26 protein-coding genes and 1 pseudogene are annotated in these 23,880 nt (G+C 71.0%); 17 read left to right on the plus strand and 10 right to left on the minus strand.

The window, feature by feature from the left end:
* Window positions 1-80 precede the first annotated feature (80 nt).
* Both ACFVQ0_RS11370 and ACFVQ0_RS11375 read left to right on the plus strand, forming a co-directional pair.
* A complete protein-coding gene (locus ACFVQ0_RS11370; protein ID WP_390086778.1) occupies window positions 81-389 on the plus strand; it encodes a hypothetical protein in 309 nt (102 codons plus the stop codon).
* 10 nt (window positions 390-399) lie between these two features.
* The gene (locus ACFVQ0_RS11375) at window positions 400-756 is read left to right on the plus strand and encodes a hypothetical protein (protein WP_390086780.1); all 357 of its coding nucleotides are present in this window, start codon (window positions 400-402) and stop codon (window positions 754-756) included.
* Between the two features lie 559 nt (window positions 757-1,315).
* On the opposite strand, the gene ACFVQ0_RS11380 is transcribed toward ACFVQ0_RS11375, so the two are convergent.
* From ACFVQ0_RS11380 to ACFVQ0_RS11390, 3 genes are all read right to left on the minus strand, one after another.
* On the minus strand, window positions 1,316-2,131 hold the full coding sequence (locus ACFVQ0_RS11380; protein WP_390086782.1) for an SAM-dependent methyltransferase: 816 nt from the start codon (window positions 2,129-2,131) through the stop codon (window positions 1,316-1,318).
* Between the two features lie 82 nt (window positions 2,132-2,213).
* On the minus strand, window positions 2,214-2,465 hold the full coding sequence (locus tag ACFVQ0_RS11385; protein ID WP_024494753.1) for a DUF397 domain-containing protein: 252 nt from the start codon (window positions 2,463-2,465) through the stop codon (window positions 2,214-2,216).
* Entirely contained in the window at window positions 2,462-3,328 is an 867-nt protein-coding gene (locus ACFVQ0_RS11390) for a helix-turn-helix domain-containing protein (RefSeq protein ID WP_390086784.1), read from the minus strand. The genes ACFVQ0_RS11385 and ACFVQ0_RS11390 overlap by 4 nt, the downstream gene beginning before the upstream one ends.
* Window positions 3,329-3,697: 369 nt before the next feature.
* Between ACFVQ0_RS11390 and ACFVQ0_RS11395 the strand changes: the two genes are divergently transcribed.
* Together ACFVQ0_RS11395 and ACFVQ0_RS11400 are read left to right on the plus strand one after the other, a co-directional pair.
* Window positions 3,698-4,162, plus strand: coding sequence for an ATP-binding protein (locus tag ACFVQ0_RS11395; protein ID WP_390086786.1), 465 nt, complete (start codon window positions 3,698-3,700; stop codon window positions 4,160-4,162).
* Window positions 4,163-4,253: 91 nt separating this feature from the next.
* On the plus strand, window positions 4,254-4,697 hold the full coding sequence (locus ACFVQ0_RS11400) for a hypothetical protein (RefSeq protein WP_390086788.1): 444 nt from the start codon (window positions 4,254-4,256) through the stop codon (window positions 4,695-4,697).
* Window positions 4,698-4,706: 9 nt separating this feature from the next.
* Here the strand turns inward: ACFVQ0_RS11400 and ACFVQ0_RS11405 are convergent, their stop codons facing one another.
* Window positions 4,707-5,090: a VOC family protein gene (locus ACFVQ0_RS11405; RefSeq protein ID WP_390086790.1), complete on the minus strand. Its 384-nt coding sequence runs from the start codon at window positions 5,088-5,090 to the stop codon at window positions 4,707-4,709.
* Window positions 5,091-5,409: 319 nt separating this feature from the next.
* Between ACFVQ0_RS11405 and ACFVQ0_RS11410 the strand changes: the two genes are divergently transcribed.
* Entirely contained in the window at window positions 5,410-6,336 is a 927-nt protein-coding gene (locus ACFVQ0_RS11410; RefSeq protein ID WP_390086792.1) for a nitroreductase/quinone reductase family protein, read from the plus strand.
* A gap of 49 nt (window positions 6,337-6,385) precedes the next feature.
* Here ACFVQ0_RS11410 and ACFVQ0_RS11415 read toward each other — a convergent pair whose 3' ends face one another.
* Complete coding sequence (locus ACFVQ0_RS11415) at window positions 6,386-7,303, minus strand: helix-turn-helix domain-containing protein (RefSeq protein ID WP_390086795.1); 918 nt, start codon at window positions 7,301-7,303, stop codon at window positions 6,386-6,388.
* A gap of 187 nt (window positions 7,304-7,490) precedes the next feature.
* On the opposite strand from ACFVQ0_RS11415, the gene ACFVQ0_RS11420 reads away from it, so the two are divergent.
* Both ACFVQ0_RS11420 and ACFVQ0_RS11425 read left to right on the plus strand, forming a co-directional pair.
* Window positions 7,491-8,453, plus strand: coding sequence for an SMP-30/gluconolactonase/LRE family protein (locus ACFVQ0_RS11420; protein ID WP_390086797.1), 963 nt, complete (start codon window positions 7,491-7,493; stop codon window positions 8,451-8,453).
* Between the two features lie 158 nt (window positions 8,454-8,611).
* Window positions 8,612-9,571 (plus strand): YihY/virulence factor BrkB family protein, encoded by a 960-nt coding sequence (locus ACFVQ0_RS11425; RefSeq protein ID WP_390086799.1) that lies wholly within the window; start codon window positions 8,612-8,614, stop codon window positions 9,569-9,571.
* On the opposite strand, the gene ACFVQ0_RS11430 is transcribed toward ACFVQ0_RS11425, so the two are convergent.
* A complete protein-coding gene (locus tag ACFVQ0_RS11430) occupies window positions 9,568-10,071 on the minus strand; it encodes a DinB family protein (RefSeq protein WP_390086801.1) in 504 nt (167 codons plus the stop codon). The genes ACFVQ0_RS11425 and ACFVQ0_RS11430 overlap by 4 nt on opposite strands.
* Window positions 10,072-10,325: 254 nt before the next feature.
* Between ACFVQ0_RS11430 and ACFVQ0_RS11435 the strand changes: the two are divergent.
* A pseudogene (locus ACFVQ0_RS11435) lies at window positions 10,326-10,920 on the plus strand (hypothetical protein).
* Window positions 10,921-10,978: 58 nt separating this feature from the next.
* Window positions 10,979-12,196: a glycosyltransferase family 39 protein gene (locus tag ACFVQ0_RS11440; RefSeq protein ID WP_390086803.1), complete on the plus strand. Its 1,218-nt coding sequence runs from the start codon at window positions 10,979-10,981 to the stop codon at window positions 12,194-12,196.
* Window positions 12,197-12,209: 13 nt separating this feature from the next.
* Here the strand turns inward: ACFVQ0_RS11440 and ACFVQ0_RS11445 are convergent, their stop codons facing one another.
* Window positions 12,210-12,608, minus strand: coding sequence for a DUF192 domain-containing protein (locus ACFVQ0_RS11445; protein WP_390086805.1), 399 nt, complete (start codon window positions 12,606-12,608; stop codon window positions 12,210-12,212).
* Between the two features lie 58 nt (window positions 12,609-12,666).
* On the opposite strand from ACFVQ0_RS11445, the gene ACFVQ0_RS11450 reads away from it, so the two are divergent.
* The 3 genes from ACFVQ0_RS11450 to ACFVQ0_RS11460 all read left to right on the plus strand — a co-directional run bounded on the left by ACFVQ0_RS11450 (window position 12,667) and on the right by ACFVQ0_RS11460 (window position 14,944).
* The gene (locus tag ACFVQ0_RS11450; protein ID WP_390086807.1) at window positions 12,667-13,539 is read left to right on the plus strand and encodes a prepilin peptidase; all 873 of its coding nucleotides are present in this window, start codon (window positions 12,667-12,669) and stop codon (window positions 13,537-13,539) included.
* Between the two features lie 62 nt (window positions 13,540-13,601).
* Window positions 13,602-14,423, plus strand: coding sequence for a class I SAM-dependent methyltransferase (locus ACFVQ0_RS11455; protein ID WP_390086809.1), 822 nt, complete (start codon window positions 13,602-13,604; stop codon window positions 14,421-14,423).
* A gap of 62 nt (window positions 14,424-14,485) precedes the next feature.
* Window positions 14,486-14,944 (plus strand): hypothetical protein, encoded by a 459-nt coding sequence (locus tag ACFVQ0_RS11460; protein WP_390086811.1) that lies wholly within the window; start codon window positions 14,486-14,488, stop codon window positions 14,942-14,944.
* A gap of 322 nt (window positions 14,945-15,266) precedes the next feature.
* Here ACFVQ0_RS11460 and mgrA read toward each other — a convergent pair whose 3' ends face one another.
* Entirely contained in the window at window positions 15,267-16,307 is a 1,041-nt protein-coding gene (mgrA, locus tag ACFVQ0_RS11465) for an L-glyceraldehyde 3-phosphate reductase (protein WP_390086813.1), read from the minus strand.
* A gap of 190 nt (window positions 16,308-16,497) precedes the next feature.
* On the opposite strand from mgrA, the gene ACFVQ0_RS11470 reads away from it, so the two are divergent.
* The 4 genes from ACFVQ0_RS11470 to ACFVQ0_RS11485 all read left to right on the plus strand — a co-directional run bounded on the left by ACFVQ0_RS11470 (window position 16,498) and on the right by ACFVQ0_RS11485 (window position 21,589).
* Window positions 16,498-17,259 (plus strand): isoprenyl transferase, encoded by a 762-nt coding sequence (locus ACFVQ0_RS11470; RefSeq protein WP_024492153.1) that lies wholly within the window; start codon window positions 16,498-16,500, stop codon window positions 17,257-17,259.
* Window positions 17,260-17,604: 345 nt separating this feature from the next.
* Window positions 17,605-18,927, plus strand: coding sequence for a PhoH family protein (locus ACFVQ0_RS11475; RefSeq protein ID WP_024492152.1), 1,323 nt, complete (start codon window positions 17,605-17,607; stop codon window positions 18,925-18,927).
* Between the two features lie 390 nt (window positions 18,928-19,317).
* Window positions 19,318-20,028, plus strand: coding sequence for a transglycosylase SLT domain-containing protein (locus ACFVQ0_RS11480; RefSeq protein WP_311303499.1), 711 nt, complete (start codon window positions 19,318-19,320; stop codon window positions 20,026-20,028).
* Window positions 20,029-20,179: 151 nt separating this feature from the next.
* Window positions 20,180-21,589 carry an AI-2E family transporter gene (locus ACFVQ0_RS11485; protein WP_390086815.1) on the plus strand — a complete coding sequence of 470 codons (1,410 nt, stop codon included), beginning with the start codon at window positions 20,180-20,182 and terminating at the stop codon, window positions 21,587-21,589.
* A gap of 83 nt (window positions 21,590-21,672) precedes the next feature.
* Here ACFVQ0_RS11485 and ACFVQ0_RS11490 read toward each other — a convergent pair whose 3' ends face one another.
* Window positions 21,673-22,206, minus strand: a complete 534-nt coding sequence (locus tag ACFVQ0_RS11490; RefSeq protein WP_356418744.1) for an alkyl hydroperoxide reductase — start codon at window positions 22,204-22,206, stop codon at window positions 21,673-21,675.
* Between the two features lie 10 nt (window positions 22,207-22,216).
* Window positions 22,217-22,771 carry a peroxiredoxin gene (locus ACFVQ0_RS11495; protein WP_073744729.1) on the minus strand — a complete coding sequence of 185 codons (555 nt, stop codon included), beginning with the start codon at window positions 22,769-22,771 and terminating at the stop codon, window positions 22,217-22,219.
* Window positions 22,772-22,903: 132 nt separating this feature from the next.
* Between ACFVQ0_RS11495 and ACFVQ0_RS11500 the strand changes: the two genes are divergently transcribed.
* Entirely contained in the window at window positions 22,904-23,869 is a 966-nt protein-coding gene (locus ACFVQ0_RS11500) for a hydrogen peroxide-inducible genes activator (protein ID WP_390086817.1), read from the plus strand.
* Window positions 23,870-23,880 lie beyond the last annotated feature (11 nt).

Below are 23,880 nucleotides of genomic sequence, written 5' to 3' on the forward strand. Positions count from 1 at the left end.
CCCCGTACGTGTCAGGGCAGGGCGGTCCGGCGGCCCAGTAGGTCGAGGGCCTGGAAGCCGTACGGAGTGCCATCGACGAGGTGACCTTCTTCGCGCGTACCGAGAACCTGACGACCAACCCGGTAGGCGTCCTCTCCCCGGAGTCGATCGAGATCTCGCGTCCGGTCGATCTGCGGATCCTGCGCCGGGGAGTGCAGATGCGGACACTGATGGCTTCGGCCTGCCTGCAGGACGAGACGACCCTCGCGTATCTGAGGGAGCTCATGGTCCGTGGCGCGGAGATCCGCGTCTCCGCGTACCCCATTGAGCGCGTGATCATCTGCGATAGGGCCGTGGCCCTCCCCCGATCGACCCCCACCACACGGCTCGCGGGCGCTCCTGACGCGTGAGCCCGGCCTGGTGAGCACTGTGGTCTTGCTCTTCGAGCTGATGTGGGCGGCCTCGCAGGAACTTCCCGATGAGGCGCTTCCCTCCCTCACCGAGATCGAGCGGCAGATCCTCCGGACCCTGTATCTCGTCGACAAGGACGAGACAGGGGTCCGTCGGCTCAACATGGCGCTGCGGACCTACCGCAAGTACGTGGCCCGGCTCATTGGCAGACTCGATGCCGACAACCGCTTCCAGGCTGCGCTTCGCGCCCCGCGAGCGCGGCTGGATCTGAGGAGCGGCGCCCAAGGAAAGATGATTTCGAGACAGTGCCCGCAATTCGGGCATGGGTATCGCCGGTCCCATTCTTTCGTATCCGGGAGGCATTAGTGAAACGTTAGCGCCAGGGGCCAGTGTAGGGAATTAACTTGCTGCATCATCTTTCATTCGCCGAAGAAAGAGGTCACATGCGTATGCGTGCGAAGTTCGCGTCCTGTTCGATCACCGCAGCCAGCCAGCGTCGGGACCACAAGGTCGTCAACGGGAAGATCCAGCTCAAGAACATGAGCATGGCCCGATGCCTGCGGCCGCAGAACGCCTTCTCCCTCTATGTGGAGACCCGGCCCTGCGGAAAGACTTCTGGGACGAGGTATTCGAGTCCGGCACGGTCCGTCTTTCAGCCCGGGAGGCAACGCGCTGGATTCGGACACTCAGGGGAACGCGTACCTGAATCAGTACGGCCCCGGCAATCCCGACCAGCAGTGGTACCTGACGACGTCGATTCCCGGCTGACAAGCGGCGGGAGCCCTCCGCGGACGCCGCTCCCGCCTCGCCGTCCTCCCGGTCGCCATCGGCGTGACGCATGACGTGACTGCCCCAGCCGACCTTCCGTCCTGGACACCCCCGTGACCCAGGACGGACCGGGCTGGCGGGCCGGCCCACGGTGCCGTCAGCGCTTTATGCCCACGCCCGCCAGCAGGCCGATCTCGGCGTCCTTGGGCTCCGTCCCGTCGGCCGGTCCGGCGGGACGCCAGCGGTGGCAGCAGCAGAGGCCGGGTTCGATCACGTCGAGCCCGTCGAAGAAGCGGCTGATGTCCTTGCGTGAGCGGAACTGCACAGGTGTCCCGGAGCCGGTGTAGACCTCCGCGACCTTGTTCCAGGTGACGGGGTCGAAGTCGGGCGTGCAGTGGTTCATCGCGAGCGCGCTGCCGACCGGCAGGGAGCTGAGCAGCCGGCGGACGATGTCGTACGGGTCGTTCGGCTCGGTGATGAAGTGCATGAGCGCGTTGAGGGAGAGGGCGATGGGTCGCTCGAAGTCCAGGACCTCCGACTCCCGCACCGCGTCCATCAACGCGTCGGGGTCCTTGACGTTGGCCTCGATATAGGTCGTGCGTCCCTGCGCCGTGCTGCGCATCAGGCGTTCCGCGTACTTGAGGACGAGCGGGTCGTTGTCCGCGTAGACGACGCGGGCCTCGGGCACCACCGACTGGGCGACCTGGTGCAGGTTGGGCTCGGTCGGGATGCCGGTGCCGATGTCGAGCCACTGGCGGATGCCGTGTTCCTGGGCCAGGACACGGGTGGCCCGGTGCATGAACGCCCGGTTCTCGCGGGCGGTCACGAAGAGGCCGGGGTGGGCCTCCGCGGCGACCAGGGCCGCCTTCTTGTCTATCTCGAAGTGGTCCTTGCCACCGAGGAAGTAGTCGTACATCCGGGCCGAGTGCGGCCTGCTCGTGTCGAGGTCCCGGCCGGCCTGCCTGGTGGTCATGTGCTCCCCTTCGTCCGTGTGTCTGTCAGCCCGCAGGCCAGGGACGGGACCGGTGTCGCCGTCCCTTCCTTCCGCCACCGGTTCACCCGGTGGCCAAGTGATCGGCCAGGCCCTCTTTGACCCCGCGGAGGAACGCGGCGATCTCCTCGGGCGCGTAGATCAGCGCCGGCCCGGCCGGGTCGGTCGACTGCCGTACGGCGACCCGGCCGTCGGCGAGCTTCTTCGTCTCGACGCACTGACCGCCGTTCGGCCCGCTCCAGGGACGCTCCCAGCCCTGTTCGCCGAGGTCGCGGGCCGACATTCCGTTGTAGACGCACTTGTCGGTGATCGTCACGAGTACTCCTTGCGCATGCGGTTCAAGAGCGCTCTGCTGTCCTCGGACGACGTCAGCAGCGCCATACGGGAATGCGCCTCAAGGTGGGAGACGACGTCCGCCCGTTGGTCCAGATAGACGGAGGCGGAGAGGATTTCGCTGTAGACGATGTCCGGCAGCTCGGGTTCCGCGAACCGGAAGTATGTGAACGGCGCGCACGCCCCGACGTGCGCACCCGCGTCGAACGACACCACGTCGAGGCTGACATGGGGCAGCTCGGACACGTCCAGGAGCCGTTCGATCTGCTCCCGCATCACGTCGGCGCTGCCCACCGTCCGGTGCAGGACGGCCTCCTCCATGACCACCCACAGCGTGGGGGCGTCCTCCCGCTCAAGCAGGCTCTGGCGGCGCAGCCGCAGCTCCACACGACGGGTCAGCTCCTCGTCGCTGCCGTTCGGCAGCCCGCCGCGCAGCACCGCACGGGCGTAGTCGTGCGTCTGCAGGAGGCCGGTCACGTACTGGGGTTCATACGTACGCAGGGTCTGGGCGCCGGTCTCCAGGCTGACATAGGCGGTGAACCAGCTGGGCACGGCGTCGCGGTAGGAGTGCCACCAGCCGGGCTCGTTGGCCTGCTCGGCCAGATCGACGAACTCGTCTATCTCCTGGCGGTCCGCGCCGAAGGTCTCCAGCAGCTTCTCCACGTAGAGAGGCTTCAGCGCGACCTCGGCCTTCTCCAGCCGGCGGATCGTCAGGGGTGTCACCCGCAGCGCCTTCGCCGCGTCCTCCAATGAGGCACCGGCCGCGAGACGCATGTCCTGGAGCCGGCGTCCGAGGATCATGCGCAGGACTGTCGGCGCGCTGGTGCCGGAACGGCTTTCGCTCACGCCCAACCTCCTGAGGCTTCATCAACAACACCATTCTGACAGTGGCTTGATGACGACGCCAGGGTGATACCCGCGCTGCTGAAATTATCAGGGAGTCGGTTGCAGCGTGAGTGCTATCACGCGATAGTTGACATGTGAGTGGTCAAGTCGCAGCTCTGGCGCAGCATCCGGTCCGTACGGGCCACGTGATGCCGATGCCGTCGTCGGCGTTATCGCCGTCGTCGTCGTTGTCGGTACCCCGTCGCAGGGTGCCCGCCTCGGCCCCCTGCCGCAGGGGTCACGCCGCCGCATCCGCCCCTCACCCCCCGGGCCGCTGCCCGCACCCCCATACCGCGCCTGCCCCCCGGAAGGCACTGGAAGGCGACACCCGTGACTCTGCCCACGTCCTCCGCCCCCGCCCCGCCCTCGACCTCCGCCTTAGCCCCGATGGGGCCCTGCCGGGAGTTCTGGTTCGGCCTGCCCGCCCTGCGCACCAGCGCGAGATCCGCCCGCGACACCGTGCGGGACCGGCTCCGCGCCTGGAAGGTGCCCGGCGACACGTGCTGCGACGCGGTGCTGCTCGTCTCCGAGCTGACCACGAACGCCGTACTGCACACCAACAGCGGCCGTGTCCTGTGCGGGCTCACGCTGACGGGCGACGAGCGGCGCCTGCGTATCGAACTCCACGACGAGGACCGCACCCCGGTCCGCCCCTCCAGCCACCTCGCGGGACCGGACGAGGAGAACGGGCGCGGCCTGCTCCTCGTGCGTCAACTCGCGGACCGCTGGGGCTCCACACGTTCGGCGCGGGCCGAAGGGAAGGTCGTCTGGGCGGAGTTGGCGGCCAACCCCTGAAGCCATGGGTATCGGCACAGCACAGCCCCCGCTACGCCCCCTGTGCGCGGCGAGGAATCCCCGTTCCTCGATCCAACGACAGAAGGCACCCATGACCCCCCACGGTGAAACCGCGACTCCGGTAGTGCTGTACGTATGCGCCGACCGGGCCCCCCGAGCCCCCGGCGCGGCCACGCAGCGCGCCCGGAGAGAGGGCCACCAGTTCGCCCAGGAGCGCGGGCTGACGATCTCCGAGGTCGTCACCGACACCTACGGCGAGCCCGACCCGGCCCAGCGCAGAGGGTGGCGCCGGGTGAGACAACTGGTGAGAACCGGCCATGTCACCGAGGTGCTCGTCCGCTGGCCCAGCGCCATCGCCCCGGAGTCCGCGCCCGAACTGCGCCGCCGCGAGACCGCCTGGCTCCAGGACCAGGGCGTCCGCGTCCGCTACACCTGGGCGCCCCTGTCGTCGTCGAAGAGCGAGTCGAAGAGCGAGCCGAGCAGCGAGCCGAGGAGCGTGTCCAGGAGCGAGCCGAAGAGGGAGGAGGCCCGCTGACGCGGGGGCTCAGGGAGCCGTCGCGGCGCGGTCCGACTCGCTGCGCAGGACGCAGAACTCATTGCCCTCGGGATCGGCGAGGACGGCCCAGCCCGCACCGTCGGGTTCCCTGCGGTCGGTGACCAGAGTGGCTCCGAGCGACAGCAGCCGCTCGGTCTCCTCCTCGCGCGAAGTCGTCGGGCGCAGGCACAGGTGGATCCGGTTCTTGACCGTCTTCGGTTCCGGCACCTGGTTGAAGTACAGCAGTGGGCCCTCGGGGAGCATCACCTGGATCTCCCGGTCACCCGGTCCGTCCTGCGGGTGCAGCGGGCAGCCGGTCACCTCACTCCAGAAACAAGCCAGTTCGTAGGCGTCCGAGCAGTCGATCGCGACGTTCTGTACTACCGAGACCATCCCCTCAGCCTGCCTGAGCGCGGCCCGGTCCGCCAGCGGCGGCGGGCGCGTTGACAGGTGGCCCGCGGATACGTGTAATGGACGCGGTGTCGCGTGACGCCGGCCAAAGAGCAGTGGGCCGGCCGGTGATCGGGCGAGCACCCTTCACTCAGGGGTCCGTTATGAGTTCACACTCCGCTCCCCGCGCCTGACCGAACGCCACCGCACCCTCTCCAGCAGCAGAGGCTGTGCGGTCGCTTCGCCCTGGGCACGTCACCACATCACACGCCATGACCGCAGTCACTGCGGAATCACTGAAGCTCCGGAGACACACATCCGTATGCCCACGTCTTTCAATGAAACGATCATCGAGGAGTTCCGCGCCAACGGGGGCAAGGTCGGTGGCCCCTTCGAAGGCGGCGACCTCCTGCTCCTGACGACCACCGGCGCCCGGTCGGGAACCGAGCGCACCACGCCGCTCGGCTACGTCCGGCACGGCGAGCTGATCCTGCTCATCGGCTCCGCCCTCGGCGCGCCGAGCCACCCCGACTGGTACCACAACCTCCTCGCCCACCCGGTGGTCCGGGTGGAGATCGGGACCAGCACCTTCCAGGCCCTCGCGGTCCCCGCGGAGGGGGACCGGCGCGACGAACTGTTCGCGCACGCGGTGAAGCGCGCCCCCGGGTACGGCAACTACCAGGCCCGGACGGATCGGGTGCTGCCCGTCGTCGTGCTGGAGCGCGCCGATCCCGAGGGGTGGCGGCCCGGTGAGGTCCGCACCCTGGCCGACAAGGTCATGGAGGTCCACACCTGGCTGCGCGGCCAGCTGCGCCAGGTGGCGGCGGAGGCGGACGCCCACTTCGCCGGGCGCGCGGACCGGCGCGGACCGGGCGAGCCACCGGCGCCGAGCCTCGGGCTGCAGATCAGGCAGCGCTGCCTGGCGTTCTGCCAGGCCCTTGAGTTCCACCACACCAGCGAGGACGGGCACCTGTTCCCGGGGATCGCGCGGTACCACCCGCATCTGGGCGACACCTTCGCCAGGCTCGACGTCGAGCACCGCGCCGTCGCCCGGATCCAGACGGCGCTCGTGGAGCTGCTCGCCGGTATCGCGATCGCGGAACCGGACCGGTTCCGGGCCGAGTTGGCACAGATGTCGGCGGAGCTGAACGCGCACCTCGACTACGAGGAGGAGACGATCGTCCCCCTCCTGGCGGACGTGCCCTGGCCGCCCGCCCCTCCCGCGGAGGCGGCCACCGGCCCGAGCTGATGTGAGCCAGGGCCCGGCGCCGTCCGGTGCGGCATCCGCGGCGTGTCACCTACGCCGCGCTGCCGCCCGAACGGGTCGACCGGGCCTCCCTGGCGGTGCCCCCGGCGGCGGCCCCGGCAGTCGTGGCCTGCACGAGCAGTCTCAGGGCCGCCTCCGAGGCCGAGCCGGCGGCGGTGGTCACCACGACCAGGGACTGTTCGGGCTCCGCCGGGGCCCGCAGCGTCTGCTGGGTGACCGTCAGGGAGCCGACGAGCGGATGCCGCAGCTCGTACTCCGCGGTATCGCACGCGCGCACCCGGTGATCGGCCCACATGCCCGCGAACTCGGCGCTTCCCGTGGTCAGTTCACCGATGAGTGAGGTCAGCCGGGCGTCCTGCGGATGCCGTCCCGCGACCAGCCGCAGATTGCCGACCACGGCGCGCGCCTTCGCCGTCCAGTCCGCGTACAGCTCACGGGTGTGGGCGTCCAGGAAGACGAGCCGCGCCATGTTGGGCCGGTCCGCCGGGCGTTCGGGCCCGGCCGGGTCCAGATGCCCGGCCAGCAGCGCGTGCCCGGCGGCGTTCCAGGCCAGGACGTCGCTGCGGCGCCCGGTCACCACGACGGGCACCTCGCCGAGCGACCGCACCAGGTCGCGCACGGCCGGGGCCACCCGCTCGGCCGGGGACCGCCGGGCCGGGACCCGGTGGCGGCAGGCGGTGGCCAGGTCCCGCAGATGCTGGCGTTCGGTCTCCTCCAGGCGCAGGGCGCGGGCGATCGCGTCCAGCACCTCGACGGAGGCGTGACAGGACACGCCCTGCTCAAGGCGCGTGTAGTACGAGGCGCTGACGCCTGCCAGCAGGGCCAGCTCCTCACGCCGCAGTCCCGGAACCCGCCGCCGGTCCCCGTAGGTCGGCAGCCCGACATCGACGGGCCGCAACTGGGCCCGCCGCGCCTGGAGGAAGGTGCCGAGCTGTCCGTGAGCGTCCATGGCCCGAGTATCCAGCGCCCGGCCCGCGGCAGCCTGCCCCTGCCGGGGATAGGCAGAGCCGGGGCTGGTTGCCCACCGCCGCCCGGACAGACAGTTGGGGCCGGGAGCGGACCCGGTCGCCGGACCACGGGACCGGCCGCCCCCGTGCCCCACCCACTGGAACCTCCCCACCACGCAAGGAACCGAGATGTCCGCGAAGTCCGCACGCAACGCACTGGCCGCCGCCATCGCGACGGTCGCCCTCACGGTCGGCTGGGCCGGCTCCGCCACGGCCGCCACCGCGCCCCTGTCGCACGCCCGGATCACCCAGCACTTCGATCTCGACGGCAAGGAGATGCCGGAGAACATCGCCCTGGAACCCGGCGGCGGCATCGACCTCTCGCTCTCCGCCGCAGGCCGGATAGCCAGGGTCACCCGCGACGGCGAGGTCCGGGTGCTGGCCACCCTGCCCGTGCCGGCCGACAAGGGCGTGAACACCCCGGCGCTCGGCTTCCCCCTGGTCACCGGCCTGGTCAGGGACGCGCACGGCACGCTGTACTTCCTGTACGCCACGGGCACCGCAGACCTCACCGGCGTCTGGCGGCTCACTCCGGGCGGCCACCCGGAGCGGATCGCCGCGCTGCCCGCCGACGGACTGCCCAACGGACTCGCGCTGGACTCCGGCCGGCTCTACATCACCGACTCGGTCCGGGGCGTCATCTGGCGGGTACCGGCGGGCGGCGGCCGCGCGACGGTCTGGGCGGACGGTGCCGAGCTGGCCCCCACCACCTTCCTCGGCGCCAACGGCCTGAAGGTGCACAACGGCGCCGTCTGGGTCTCCAACCTGGACCGGGGCACGGTCCTCAGCTACCCCGTGCGGCACGACGGCACGGCGGGCCCCGCCCGGGTCAGGGCCGCGCAGCTGGCCGGAATCGACGACTTCGCCTTCGTCGGCGGCGGCGACCGGATTCTCGCCGCGCTCAACCAGACCGGCGAGGTCGCCCTGATCGAGCCCGACGGCAGCCACAGCATCGTGCTCGGCCCCCGGGACGGGCTCCAGAACCCCACGGCCGTCGCCGTACGCGGCGACACCGCGTACGTGACCTCGGCCGCCTACCTCACCGGACAGGACCCCAACCTGCTCACCGCCCGCATCCGCGACCACCACTGAGGGCCCGGTCGCGACGGGGCCCGGATTGACAGCGGCAAACCGGAGCAGAAGAGGATAGGCAGCACAGGGCGCCTCCCGCGTTCCCCCGCCTCCGCGCGGCGGGAGGCGGCCCCGGCCGTGCCGTCCGCCCTTCCACGTCCCCCTCCGGAGACCCATCCGTGTTCAGTAAGACAAGCGACACCGCAACCGGGGCGCCGCCCCGGGCCACGGGGCATCCCGGGCCCGCGCGGCGCTGGTCCGTCGCGCTGCGGCGGACACCCGTCTCCCTGTGGAACGACGACCTGTCGGACTGGGCGGCGGCGCTGACGTACTACGCCATACTCGCGCTGCTCCCGGCGCTCCTGGTGACGGTCTCCGTCATCGGGCTGGCCAACCCCCGGGCCACCGACGCGCTGATCGCGGACATCACCGCCTTCGCCCCCGCGGAGTCCGGCGCCGCGCTGCGCCAGCCGCTCGTGGCGGCCACGCAGCAGCGGACGGCGGTGTGGCTGCTGGTCGCGACCGGGACGCTCAGCGCGGTCTGGTCCGCGTCCAGCTACCTGGCCGTGTTCCGGCGGGCGCTGCACGCGATGCACGGGGTACCGGACACCCGGCCCGCCCTGCGCAAGGCACACATCATCGTGGCGACGGCGATCGGGCTGCTGCTGCTCCTGATGACCAGCGCCTTCGCCCTCGTGCTCTCCGGGCCGCTGGCCCGCTGGCTGGGGCACCGGATCGGCCTGGCGCACCTGGGGGACGCGGTGTGGGCGGTACTGAAGTGGCCCGTGCTGCTCTGTCTGGTCGCCTGCCTGATCACGGTCCTCTTCCGGACCGGTCCGGCGTCGGCGCGCGGATCGCGCCGGGCCCTGCCGGGAGGCGTACTGGCCGCGCTCCTGTGGCTGGTGGCCTCGGCGGGATTCGCGCTGTACGCGACGTACATCGGCTCCTACAGCCGGCTGTACGGGTCGCTGGCCGGGCTGGTGGTGTTCCTGATCTGGGTGTGGTTCACCAACCTGGCGCTGCTGACGGGCGCCCAGTTCAACGTGGAGCTGAACCGGGTGGCGCGCACCGGCATCCGCCCCCGGACCGACGGCCACGACAGGACCGGGGACGGCGCCGGGGGCGAAGGCGCGCCCTAGGACCCCGTGGTGCCGTCGACGATCTCCCGGATGATGTCGAGGTGGCCGTTGTGCCGGGCGGTCTCCTCGATGAGGTGCAGCAGGATCCAGCGCAGATCGGGGCAGTGGCCGTCGGAGCGCGGACGCTTGGCCCGGGTGTCCAGGTCATGGGCGGCGACGAGCTCGCGGTACCGGGCGGACTGCTCCTCGTACTCCGCGAGTACGACGGCGAGAGGCATGTCCACGGCGATGCGCATCTCGCGGTCCGGATCCTCCTCGGTCCACGGACCCTCGTCCGGGCCGCCGAGGAAGTCGATCTCGAACCAGGCGTACTCGACCCAGCGGAGGTGGTTGACCACACCCGCGATCGTCATCAGCGGCGAGCCCGGCAGTGGGGCCCTGCACGCGTCCTCCTGAGTGAGGCCCTCGCACTTGGCCAGTGCGGACGCTCGTGCGTAGTCGAGGAAGGTGGTCAGCTGGGTGCGCTCGTCCCAGGCGGAAGGTGCATCGGTGCGTGTCATCGCGGTACACCCTGGCGGGTCACCGACGGTCTGTCCAACGTTTAAGACCCGGCCGGGCCGCTGGTACAGGCGCACCGCCGCGCCCTCGTGCCACGGGGCCCCCTTTCTTGGGGTCCACGTGTGGGCCCCAGGACCCACGCACCCGGCAGCGGGGCTGACTAGGCTCGTGACCGACCAGCCGCGAGCTGCGGCCGCCCCTCAACCGGCCTGTCCGGGTGGGCGGGTGGCCACACTTCACATGGGGGTGTGCTGTCATGAGTGACGGATTCTTCTACTCGTATCACGTGGGCTGGAGCCGCCCCGACGCGGAATCGCTGCTCGCGGATCTGGAGGCGGCCGGTGTATGTCCCGCGCACCCGGCCACCCGGCGCATCACGCTCATCAGCCCGGGGGCCGCGCCGCCGGTCACCCAGTCATGGGTGACCAGGGACCAGCTGGTGCTCCTGGCCGGTCTGCAACGGCTGGACCAGGTCGACTTCCTGCTCTGGGTGAGCAGCGGAGCCGAGATCCCGGTCCGGGTCCGGCGGACGGACGACGGGACGGTCGCGCTGCAGTTCGCCCTCGGCGCGCTCAGCCGCGACGAGGGCGAGGCGGTCGTCCGTGCGATACGGGAGGCGATAGGCAGGGCCTCCGTCCTGTGCGTCGGCTTCGTGGTCGACCGTGAGGGGGGCGTCGGCGGCGACGGACTGGAGGGGGTTCATCGTGAAGGGTTCGGTGTACTTCGACTGCTGGCCGGACACCCTGGCCGTCCGGTCCGAGGTCGCGTCCAGACAGCCGCAGCTGTTCGGGGTGGGCTCCTTCGAGCAGTCGCCCTGGGTCGTCTACGGGAGCGAGGTCCCCAGCCGGTGAGCCCCGGCCCCGACGGGCGGCGACGGGAGAGGAACCCGGAACGGCGATAATCGGCCGTATGTCCGCAGAACCCTCCCCACAGGTCACCGACCCCCGGCCGCCCCCACAGCCCTCGCGGCCCGTGCGGGACCCCCGGTCGCTCCGTGCCCGGGCCGCCGCCGCGCTCGCCTGCGCGGCGCCCGCGCTCGGTGCCTACGCGGCCGTGCGGCTCTTCGGACTCATCGTCTTCCGGGTGGCCGCCTCCGCAGCGGGCAAGGACGCCTTCCACCTGCTCGCCGAGCGGTGGGACTCGGTCTGGTACCAGCGGGTCGCCGAGCACGGCTACAGCTACACCGTCACGCTCCCCGACGGCGCCATCCACTCCGACCTGGCATTCTTCCCGCTGCTGCCCGCACTGGAACGCGGCATCGCGGAGGTGACGCCGCTCGGTCTCGCGGGCGCCGGACTGCTGGTCGCGTGGCTGGCGGGTCTTCTCGCGGCCTGGGGGATCTTCGCCGTCGGAGCGCGGCTGTACGGGCGCCGGGCCGGGGTGGCGCTGGCCGCGCTGTGGGGGGTGTACCCGACGGCGTTCGTCCAGTCGATGGCGTACACCGAGACCCTGTTCACCGCGCTCGCCGCCTGGGCGCTGTACGCCGTGCTGACCCGGCGGTGGATCGTGGCCGGTGCGCTGTGCGTACTGGCCGGGCTGACCCGCCCCTCCGCCGCCGCGCTCATCGCCGCCCTCGCGATCACCGCCGCCGTCACGCTCGTACGCGAGTACCGGGCGGGCGACACCGACGGCATCGTCCGCCGCAACGGCCGGATGCTCGCCGGGGTGGTCCTCGCGCCGCTGGGGTGGCTCGGGTACGTGGTGTTCGTCGCCGTGCGCGAGGGCAGCACGTTCGCCTACTTCGACGTCCAGGCCCAGTGGGGCAACAGCATCGACGGCGGCGCCGCCCTCGCCGCGTTCATCCTCGGCCTTCCGCTGCCGGGGGCGCTCGGGCTGTGCGCGGCGCTGGCCGGGCTCGGGTGGCTGGTCTACCTGTGCGTGCGGCAGCGCCAGCCGCTGCCCGTGCTCGTCTACGGCATCGCCGTCGTCGTCATCTCGCTGATCGGCTCCGGCTACTTCGGCTCCCGGCCCCGGCTGATGATGCCGGCGTTCCCGCTCCTCCTGCCGCCCGCCGTCGCCCTGCTGCGGCTGCGCTCCACGGCCCGTACGGTGACGGTCCTCGCGGTGCTCGCCGCCGCCTCCGCCGCGTACGGGGCGTGGACACTGCTGGGCTCCGGCCCGCCGTGAGCCGGGCCCGTGCTCACGGCCGCGTCGCCGAGGGGCCGTCGCCCTGCGTGATCTCCACGCGCACGCCCGGCCGCAGCCCCCACCTCGCCATCGCGCCCGCCTCGGCCTCGATCACGTGCCGGGCGCGGAGCCGGGGGAGGCCCAGCCGCCCCGGCTTCATCGTGTGGACCGCCACCACGTTCAACTTCCGGTCCAGATAGGCCACATCGATCGTGAACCGCATGCGGAAGGAGTGCACACTCCCGCACGGGGTGATCAGCAGCGCGCCCTCGATGCCGTCCTGCCCGAGCAGTCCACGGCTCCGGTGCCGGTAGGAGGCCGCGATCCGCAGCGGTATCTCCGTCTCCCGTTCCCCTTCCGGGTCCGCGAACGTCAGCGTTCCATTGCCATTGCGCCATCGGGCCATGTCCATGACGGTAGCGCCAACTGCCTTCCCCCGGGCGGTAACAGAGTGGCCTAGGGTCGGTGAGGTGTACGCCACGCTGATAGCGGTCGCCGCCCTCTGGGGCGCCGCGACCGGACTGCTGGTCCCGCGCGCCGCCTACCGGTTCTCCGTCGAACCGGAGGACGCGTGGCGGGACGCCTGCCCGGCCGGACACGCCCTCACCGGGCCGGGCCGGGGCTGGCTCGGCCCCGCGCGCTGCCCCGCCTGCGCGGCGGCCGGGGCGGGGGCAACGGTCGCCGTACCTACGGAAACCGGCGGCCCGGACACCGGCGAGGCCCCGGAGGCTCTGGACGCCCCGGACACCGGCGACGCCCCGGATACCCCGCCCGCCACGCTGTGGCACCGCCACGGGCCGCGCTACGCGCCCGCCCTTCTCGCCCCCGTCGTCTCCGCCCTCTGCTGCGCCGTCGTCGCCGCGACCACCGGGGCCCGTCCCGAGCTCGCCGCATGGCTGCTGCTCGCGCCCGTCGCCGTACTCCTCGCGGCCATCGACCGCCGCGTCCACCGGCTGCCGGACCAGCTGACGCTGCCGGCCGCCGGGGCGGCCGCCGCGCTCCTGGGCGTCGCCGCGCTGCTGCCGGAGCACGGCGGCTCCTGGCTGTCCGCGCTGCTCGGCGGCGTCGGCCTCGGCGCCTTCTACCTCCTGCTCTTCCTCGTCAACCCGAACGGAATGGGCTTCGGCGACGTGAAGCTCGCGCTCTCGCTGGGCGTGGTACTCGGCTGGTACGGCTGGGCCGTGGTCTTCGCCGGGGGCTTCGCCGGGTTCCTGTTCGGCGCGGTGTACGGCCTGGCGCTGATGATCATGCGGCGCGCCGGGCGCAGGACGGGCATCCCGTTCGGGCCGTTCATGATCGCCGGGGCGCTGCTGGGGGTCCTCCTCGGCGGACTGGCCGCCTGAGCGGCTGCCGGGCGGCCGATATCCGGTCGCGTGCGGCGGGGGCCGGCTGGGATCCTTTCCGTATGCACGGAACACCGGAAGACAAGCAAACGGCGGAGGCGGCCCGGCGCGCCCGGTTCGACGCTCTCGTCACGGAGGCGGACACCGTCTCCGTCGAGGGCTGGGACTTCTCCTGGCTCGACGGCCGGGCCACCGAGGAGCGGCCCTCCTGGGGCTATGCCCGCGCCATGGGGGAGCGGCTGGGCCGGGCGAGCGCCGCGCTCGACATCCAGACCGGCGGCGGTGAGGTCCTCGCCGCCGCGCCGAAGCTGCCGCCGCTGACCGTCGCCACCGAGTCCTGGCCGCCGAACATCGCCCGCGCCACCGCCCTGCTGCATCCGCTCGGCGCGGCCGTGGTGGCGGACGCGGACGAGCCGCCGCTGCCGTTCGGCGACGCGGCGTTCGACCTGGTCGTCAGCCGGCATCCGGTGACCACCTGGTGGGACGAGATCGCCCGGGTCCTGGCGCCCGGCGGCACGTACTTCTCCCAACAGGTGGGCCCCGCCAGCGTCTTCGAGCTCGTCGAGTACTTCCTCGGCCCGCAGCCGCCGGAGGTGCGGGGCGGCCGCGACCCGGAACAGGCGCGCGCCGCCGCGCAGGCGGCCGGTCTCGAAGTCGTCGACCTGCGGTTCGAGCGGCTGCGCACCGAGTTCCTCGACATCGGCGCGGTCGTCTACTTCCTGCGCAAGGTGATCTGGATGGTGCCGGGCTTCACCGTCGAGCGGTACCGGCCGCAACTCGCCGCGCTGCACCGGCTGATCGAGGACGAGGGGCCGTTCGTCGCCCACACGACCCGCTTTCTGATCGAGGCCCGCAAACCCGGGCGGCCGGACTCGGCCGCGTAGCCCCTCCCCGTGCCCGAGGGATGGCACTCTGGTCGCTGAGCGCACGGGGAAGGAGCCAGGCCATGAGGGTCGGCAGCGACGAGGAAGCCACGAGAGGCCCGCGGCAGGGGAACGCCGAATGGCTCAGAGGTGCCCGGATCGTCGGCGTCCTCGGTGTGTTCTACCGCCCGGAGGGCCGGATGGGGGAGCCGGAGGCCGTCGAATTCCTGCTGTCCGACAGCCAGTCGGTGCTGCTGACCTGCGCCTCCGACGGCACCCTGCACGTCGGTTCCGGCACCTGGCCGCACCTTCCCGACTGGTGCGTACCGGCCGCCCAGTGGGAGTTCGCCACGATGGCGAACCTGCCGCAGCCGCCCGACGGCGGCTGGACGGTGCTGAGTACGGAGGAGCGCCGGGACGACCGGGGCGAGGTCCACGAGGCCGTCATCCGCTGCGAGGGCGGCCGCTTCGTGGTCGTCGGCGGGGACACCGTGGGCATCAGGTTCACCCGGGGCCACCGGGGCGCGGCCTCCACGACCTGACGGCGACCGGCTACCCGCGACCGGCGACCGGAATGTGCACGTCCTGTGGATGTCTCGTGGGCGCCTCGGGCGTCAAGGCGGCGCCGCCGGGCGTCCGCGCAGGTCCAGGGGGCCCGGAGGCCCGTATTCCGTGCTCACAACGGAGCCCCGCACATCCGGAGAGTAATTATTTGGCGGCGATGCACGCAGCAGCACTTACGAAGGGTTATGGTGGAAACCCCCCCTCGGGCCGGTCCGTAACCCCCCCCCACGGACCGGCCCGTTTTTTGTGCCCCGGTTTCGCGCCCCGGTTTCGTGCCCCGGCGCAGACGGGGCCCGGCCGTCAGGCCCGTCCGGCCCAGATGTTCGTGCCCGCGGTGTCCACGGCGAAGGTGTCGATCTCCTTCAGCTCCGCCGCCGTCAGAGCCGGACCGGCCAGCGCCGCTACGTTCTCCTCCAGCTGCCGCACGCTCGAAGCGCCGATCAGAGCCGACGTCATACGGCTGTCGCGCAGCACCCAGTTGAGGGCCAGCTGGGCCAGCGACTGGCCGCGCCCGCGCGCGATGTCGTTCAGCCCGTTGAGCCGGCGCACCACCTCGTCGGAGAGCAGGTCCGGGTTGAGGGACTTGCCCTGGGTGGCGCGCGAACCCTCCGGGATGCCCTTCAGGTACTTGTTGGTCAGCAGCCCCTGGGCGAGCGGCACGAAGGAGATGCAGCCCATACCGGCCGCCTCCAGCGTGTCCAGCAGCCCGTCCTCCTCCGTCCAGCGGTTGATCATCGAGTAGGACGGCTGGTGGATCAGGGCCGGGACACCCATCTCCCGGAGCAGCCGGGCCGCCTCCGCGGTCTGCTCGGAGTTGTACGAGGACACCCCCACGTACAGCGCCTTGCCCTGCCGCACGGCGGAGGCCAGGGCCCCCATCGTCTCCTCCAGCGGGGTGTCGGGGTCGAAGCGGTGCGAGTAGAAGATGTCGACGTAGTCGAGGCCCATCCGCTTCAGCGAGGCGTCGAGCGAGGACAGCAGGTACTTGCGCGAGCCCCACTCGCCGTAGGGGCCGGGGTGCATGTCGTACCCGGCCTTGGTGGAGATCACCAGTTCGTCGCGGTACGGGGCGAAGTCCTGCCGGAAGAGCTTCCCGAAGTTCAGCTCGGCGGAGCCGGGCGGCGGGCCGTAGTTGTTGGCCAGGTCGAAGTGGGTCACCCCGAGGTCGAAAGCGCGGCGCAGGATGGCGCGCTGGGAGTCCAGCGCGCGGTCGTCGCCGAAGTTGTGCCAGAGGCCGAGCGAGACGGCGGGGAGCTTGAGGCCGCTGCGGCCGGTGCGCCGGTACTCCATGGAGTCGTAGCGCGTGTCGGCGGCCCGGTAATAGGAAGAGGATTCAGTCACGTTTCCCTCTTTATCACGGACTTGTGACAGGCCGGGTTGGGCCGGTGCGGCGCCTGCGCAGTAATGTGGCGGCTTCGGGACTGCCACGGCACGGCGGGGCGATCGGCCCCCTACCGGTGCGACGATCCCCAGGGGGACAGCCCCGGGCGAGGCGGCGGGCGGGCCCGCACGGAACCGAGAGGTGGACTCAGTGAACTTGCGCGACCTGGTGTACGGGCTCTACGCCCGCCGGGTGGAGGCCCGCCTCGATCACGCCCAGGTGCCCAAGCACATCGGGGTCATCCTCGACGGGAACCGGCGCTGGGCGAAGGCCTCCGGCGGTACGGCCGCGGAGGGCCACCAGGCGGGCGCGGACAAGATCAAGGAGCTCCTCGGCTGGTGCAGCGAGACGGACGTAGAGGTCGTCACGCTCTGGATGCTCTCCACGGACAACTTCGACCGGCCCGAGTCCGAGCTCATCCCGCTCCTCGGCATCATCGAGAACACCGTGCGCGACCTCGTCGCGGACGGCCGCTGGCGGGTCCACCACGTCGGCACGCTCGACCTGCTGCCCGCACACACCCAGACGGTCCTCAAGGAGGCCGAACAGGCCACGATCGGGGTCGACGGAATACTGGTCAACGTCGCCGTCGGCTACGGGGGCCGGCAGGAGATCGCGGACGCCGTGCGCTCGCTGCTCCTCGACCACTCCGCCAAGGGCACGTCCTTCGAGGACCTCGCGGAGATCGTCTCCACCGACCTGATCTCCGAGCACCTCTACACCCGTGGCCAGCCCGATCCGGACCTGGTGATCCGCACCAGCGGGGAACAGCGTCTGTCGGGCTTCATGCTCTGGCAGAGCGCCCATTCGGAGTACTACTTCTGCGAGGTCTTCTGGCCCGCCTTCCGCCGGGTCGACTTCCTGCGCGCCCTGCGTGACTACGCGGCCAGGCACCGCCGCTACGGCGGCTGACGCCGTATTTCCGCCCGGCTCGCCCCCGCCGTCGTGCAGGTGAAGTCGGGGAGCAAGGGCGGGCTTGAGCGGTTCGGTCTGCATGGCTTCGCGTGTTCGAGGGCATACCCCTGACAGGTCGACGTCCGGTCAGGAACCAGGCGGATGTCGTCACCAAGTGAGCGGCATGGAGTCCGCTCGCCCGGGAGGCCCTTTGCACACGAAGGACCGTACATACAGTGCGGCTGACGTCGAGGGCCGGCGCTCGGCCCGCGCAAGGTGGCCGAAGCCCGGTCCGTCCTCTCCCTTTGGGATGCTCCGCGACGCCGTCGCACCCCAACCTCGTCCGAGGGGGTACGTCCTTCCGTGGTGACCAGCACAAAGCGCCGCATGCCCGACAGGCGCACCTATGTTCTCGACACCAGCGTCCTGCTGGCCGATCCGAACGCCATGTCCCGCTTCGACGAGCACGAAGTCGTGCTCCCGATCGTCGTGGTCACGGAACTGGAGGCCAAACGGCACCATCCGGAGCTGGGGTACTTCGCCCGGCAGGCCCTGCGCCTGCTGGACGATTTCCGGGTCCGGTACGGCCGGCTGGATGCCCCGATCCCCCTCGGGGATCTGGGCGGGACGCTGCGCGTCGAACTCAACCATTCCGATCCCGGCGTACTGCCCGCCGGCTACCGGTTGGGGGACAACGACTCACGGATTCTCGCGGTAGCACGCAATCTGCAGGCCGAGGGGTACGACGTCACGGTCGTCTCCAAGGACCTGCCGCTCCGGATCAAGGCCTCTTCGGTCGGCCTCCTCGCTGAGGAGTACCGCGCCGAACTCGCCATCACCGACGCTGGCTGGACGGGGATGGGCGAGCTGTCCCTCTCCGCCGAGCAGGTGGACCTCCTCTTCTCAGAGGAGACGCTGTACGTCCCCGAGGCCGCCGATCTGCCCGTGCACACCGGACTGGTCCTCCAGTCCGAGCGCGGCAAGGCGCTCGGCCGGGTGACACCGGAGGGCAACGTCCGGCTCGTCCGGGGCGACCGGGAGGCCTTCGGCATCCACGGCCGCAGCGCGGAGCAGCGCATCGCGCTGGATCTGCTGCTGGACCAGGACGTCGGCATCGTCTCGCTCGGCGGCCGGGCCGGCACCGGCAAGTCCGCGCTGGCGCTCTGCGCCGGTCTGGAGGCCGTACTGGAGCGCGGGCAGCACAAGAAGGTGATGGTCTTCCGCCCGCTGTACGCGGTCGGCGGCCAGGACCTCGGCTATCTGCCCGGATCCGAGGCCGAGAAGATGGGGCCCTGGGCACAGGCCGTCTTCGACACGCTCTCCGCGGTCGCCGGGCGCGAGGTCATCGAGGAGGTCCTGGGGCGCGGGATGCTGGAGGTGCTGCCGCTCACCCATATCCGGGGCCGGTCCCTCCACGACGCCTTCGTGATCGTCGACGAGGCCCAGTCGCTCGAACGGAACGTCCTGCTGACCGTGTTGTCCCGGATCGGGGCGAATTCGCGGGTGGTGCTCACGCATGACGTGGCCCAGCGGGACAACCTCCGGGTCGGCCGGTACGACGGAGTGGTCGCCGTGGTCGAGAAGCTGAAGGGCCATCCGCTCTTCGCGCACACCACGCTCACCCGGTCCGAGCGCTCGCCGATCGCCGCGCTGGTGACCGAAATGCTGGAGGAAGGCCAGATCTGACACGGGATACAACAGTTGGTGCCGCCCGGCGAGCGAAGGAGCTTAGCCGGGCGGCACCGTGTTGCGGCGGCATTTCCGTAATTCACTTGCTCCAAACGGGGTGTGAGCTTTCACACGCAACAGAGAATTGCTTCGTAGCGGCCCGTTCCGGCAGAGTCTTGCTTCCGTCAGGCCCCGCATACGGCACACCCGCACCACCAGAGGTGCAACGCACCACACAACTCAACAACCGCCGTCCGTATGCCGCCCGCGAGTACCACGCGGCGCTCCCTCCGGGGAGTCGCCCACCGGGCCCGTGCCTCCCGTGACCCAAGCAGTAGGGAGGCCAGTGTCAGGGGCACGATTGCGCCCGCGAGGTCACCTAAGCGGGCGATGCTGGAAGGACACCGTGTGAGCCGGATCTCGGTCCGGGGGTTCGCCGTGGCATCTGCCACAGCGGTAACCACCGTAGGCGCCGTCGTTGGAGTTGCAGCGGGCAGTACCCCTGCTGTCGACGACAACAACTTCGAGGCCACCGCAGCCGACACCACGCTGCTCGCCGACATCCCCGCGGGCCAGCAGGCCCAGGTGCAGACCGCTTCCCTGACGCAGCAGGCCGACGCCCAGGCGTCCGCGGCCGACGCGACGGCGAAGAAGTCCGCGGAGGAATCAGCCCGCATCCAGGCCGCCAAGGACGCCAAGACCAAGAAGCAGGCGGCCGAGGACAAGCTGGAGAAGGAGCGCCAGGAGAAGGAGCGCCAGGAGAAGGCGGACCGCGCCAGCCGCTCCGAGGTCCGCAGCGCCAGCTCGTTCGCCGTCCAGGGCTCTTACAGCGTGGCCGAGATCCAGGCGATGGCGCGGCAGATCGTGCCCGCCGACCAGTTCCAGTGCTTCAGCAACATCGTGAACCACGAGTCGACCTGGAACTACCGGGCCACCAACCCGTCCTCCGGTGCCTACGGCCTCGTCCAGGCGTACCCCGGTTCGAAGATGGCGTCCGCCGGTGCCGACTGGCAGACCAACCCGGCCACCCAGATCAAGTGGGGCCTCAGCTACATGAACGGCCGCTACGGCAGCCCGTGCGGCGCCTGGTCCTTCTGGCTGCAGCACCAGTCGTACTAGGAGTTGCCCGGCCCGGAGCCCTCGTCGGTTCCGTCTCAACCTCTCGAAGCCCCTCGCCGTCCTACGGTGAGGGGCTTCGCGCATGTACGGTCATGCGGGACCGTTCCCGGGGGGAGCGGTGGGGAGAGCGGACGGGGGTAGAGGAACCGTTATGTCAAAACTGCCGGGATGGCTCGGACAGCTGGGGGCCGAACTCACCAAGATCGGTGAGCGGCTGGAGGAACGACGCGTCGAGGCCGACGACGAGGACGACAGGGCCGCGCGCGTCTCGTCGGTGACGGCCGGCGCGGAGCCGGGGAGCGGGGCCGAGACGGGCGCCGCGGACCATGTGCCTCCGCCGCCCGCGTACGCCCCCGATGTCGCCGCGCGCCCCGATCCGGTCGCGGCGATCCCCTGGGGGATGCGGGTCGCGGCGGAGGCGGGCTGGCGGCTGCTCGTCCTCGCGGGCACCCTGTGGGTGCTCATGCGGGTCATCAGCGCGGTGCAGCTGGTGGTGCTGGCGTTCGCCGCCGCGCTGCTCGTCACCGCGATGCTCCAGCCGACCGTCGAGCGGCTGCACCGGGCCGGGCTGCCGCGCGGGCTGGCCACGGCGGGCACCGCGATCCTGGGCTTCGTGATCATGGGCCTGGTCGGCTGGTTCGTGGTGTGGCAGGTGATGGACAATCTGGACACCCTGTCCGACCAGGTCCAGACCGGTATCGCGGACCTGAAGAACTGGCTGCTGGACAGCCCCTTCCACGTCACCGACAAGCAGATCAACGACGTCGCGAAGAACCTCAGCGACACCGTCGGCACCAACACAGAGGCGATCACCTCGGCCGGACTCCAGGGCGTCACCGTGATGGTGGAGTTCCTCACCGGGATGCTGCTGGCGATGTTCTCCACGCTCTTCCTGCTGTACGACGGCAAGCGCATCTGGCACTGGGTGCTGAAGCTCGTGCCCGCGCAGGCGCGGCCGGGTGTCGCCGGAGCGGGTCCGCGCGCCTGGCGCACGCTGACCGCCTATGTGCGGGGCACGGTCATCGTCGCGCTGATCGACGCGATCTTCATCGGCCTCGGGATCTACTTCCTCAATGTGCCGCTGGCCGTACCGCTGGCCGTCTTCATCTTCCTGTTCGCCTTCATCCCGCTCGTCGGGGCGGTGGTCTCCGGGGCGCTGGCGGTGGTCGTCGCCCTCGTCACCCAGGGCGTGTTCACGGCACTGCTGGTGCTGGCCGTGGTCCTCGCGGTCCAGCAGATCGAGGGCCACATCCTCCAGCCGTTCATCCTGGGCCGCGCGGTGCGCGTGCACCCGCTGGCGGTGGTGCTCTCGGTCGCCGCGGGCGGCATGATCGCGGGCATCGGGGGCGCCGTCGTCGCGGTGCCGCTGGTCGCGGTGACCAATACGGTGGTCGGCTACCTGCGGGCGTACGGGCAGGAGGAGTCCAGGCGCCACTCGCCGCCGCCGCACGGCGCGACCGCCCTGGACACCGCGCCGACCCCGGCCCCCGGATCGCCGCCGGAGGAGACCGGCGACGGCGGCGAGGAGGAGCCGGTGGCGGAGGAGCCGAAGCAGGTCTGACGGCCTGGACCGACACAGAAGAAGGGCCCCCGGGACGGTCGGTCGTCCTGGGGGCCCTTCTCGTATCAGGGGTACCGCGGGTGCTACTCGGCGAGGACTGCCTCGGCGTCGAGCGTCACACCGACCGCCTGGATCACCGAGGCGATCTTGACGGCTTCCTGAATGGTCTCACGGTCCACGCCGGCCTTGCGCAGCACCTGCTCGTGGGAGTCCAGGCACTGGCCGCAGCCGTTGATCGCGGAGACGGCGAGCGACCACAGCTCGAAGTCGACCTTCTCCACGCCGGGGTTGCCGATCACGTTCATCCGCAGGCCCGCACGGAGGTTCCCGTACTCCGGGTCCGACAGCAGGTGCCGGGTCCGGTAGAAGACGTTGTTCATCGCCATGACGGCGGCGGCCGACTTCGCGGCGGTGTACGCCTCCGCGGAGAGGTTGGCCTTCGCCTCGGGCTCCAGCTCGCGCAGCACCTTCGGCGAGCGCGAGGCGATCGCGCAGGCGAGGACGGTGCCCCAGAGCTGCTGCTGCGGCAGTTCGCTGTTGCCGATGACCGAACCGAGGTTCAGCTTCAGGTCCTTGGCGAAGTCCGGTATGGCGGACTTCAGTTCGTCGAGTGCCATCGGTATCAGCTCACTCGCCCGAGAGGAGCGCGACCGGGTCCAGGGTGTTCTCGCCCTTGGTCCAGTTGCAGGGGCACAGCTCGTCGGTCTGCAGGGCGTCGAGGACCCGCAGGACCTCCTTGGGGTTACGGCCCACGGAACCGGCGGTCACCATCGTGAACTGGATCTCGTTGTTCTGGTCGACGATGAAGACGGCGCGCTGCGCGAAGCCGTCCTCGCCCTCGATGCCGAGGTCACGCATGAGCTCGTGCTTGGAGTCGGCCAGCATCGGGAAGGGCAGGTCGGTCAGGTCCGGGTGGTCCTTGCGCCAGGCGTGGTGCACGAACTCGGAGTCACCGGAGAAGCCGAGGATCTGGGCGTCACGGTCGGCGAACTCCTCGTTCAGCTTGCCGAACGCGGCGATCTCCGTGGGGCAGACGAACGTGAAGTCCTTCGGCCACGCGAAGACGATCTTCCACTGACCCTCATAGGTCTTGTGGTTGATCTGCTCGAACTCCTTGCCGCTCTCCAGCGAAACACAAGCGGTCAGGTCGAACTCGGGGAACTTGTCACCGACAGTGAGCACGCGCTCTCCTTGCAGCGTAGGAAAACCCTTTTTGGGGGTGTTCCTGAGGGTTGGACGATGCCCACCTTGGCACAGAGTGCATTGATCACGGAAATAGCTACACTCGGTCGGGATGATCGGAGGTGCCTATCAGTGGCGCAGATGAACCAGGGCAACCGGCCCAAACAGCCCAGCCTCTCGCAGCTGCGCGCCTTCACCGCCGTGGCGGAGCATCTGCACTTCCGGGACGCGGCGGCAGCAATCGGGATGAGTCAGCCCGCGCTCTCCGGGGCCGTGTCCGCGCTGGAGGAGGCACTGGGTGTCCAGCTCATCGAGCGTACGACGCGCAAGGTACTGCTCTCGCCGGCCGGGGAGCGGCTCGCGGTGCGGGCCCGCGCCGTGCTGGAGGCCGTCGGTGAGCTGATGGAGGAGGCCGCGGCGGTGCGGGCGCCCTTCACCGGGGTGCTCAGGCTGGGCGTGATCCCGACCGTCGCCCCGTACCTGCTGCCGACCGTGCTGCGGCTGGTCCACGACCGCTATCCGGAGCTCGACCTCCAGGTGCACGAGGAGCAGACCTCGTCGCTGCTGGAGGGGCTGGCGGCCGGCCGGCTCGACCTGCTGCTGCTCGCGGTGCCGCTCGGGGTGCCTGGGGTGAGCGAACTCCCGCTCTTCGAGGAGGACTTCGTCCTGGTCATGGAGCGCAGCCACTGGCTCGGCGGACGGGCCGACATCCCGCGCGAGGCGCTCAGGGAGCTGCCGCTGCTGCTGCTCGACGAGGGGCACTGCCTGCGCGACCAGGCGCTCGACATCTGCCGGGAGGCGGGCCGTACCGAGGGCGCGCCGGTCACCACGACCGCCGCCGGGCTCTCCACCCTGGTGCAGCTCGTGGCCGGCGGGCTCGGGGTGACGCTGCTGCCGCGCACCGCGGTGACGGTCGAGACCGCCCGCAACGAGGCGCTCACCACCGGGTACTTCGCGGAGCCGGCACCCGCCCGGCGAGTGGCCCTCGGCATGCGGACGGGGGCGGCCCGGCACGAGGAGTTCGAGGAGTTCGCGGCGGCCCTGCGCGGGGCGATGGCGGCGCTGCCGGTACGCGTGGCGACGGCCCCCCGGACCTGATGCGGGTCCGG

Source organism: Streptomyces sp. NPDC057900 (assembly GCF_042887885.1).
Taxonomy (GTDB): domain Bacteria; phylum Actinomycetota; class Actinomycetes; order Streptomycetales; family Streptomycetaceae; genus Streptomyces.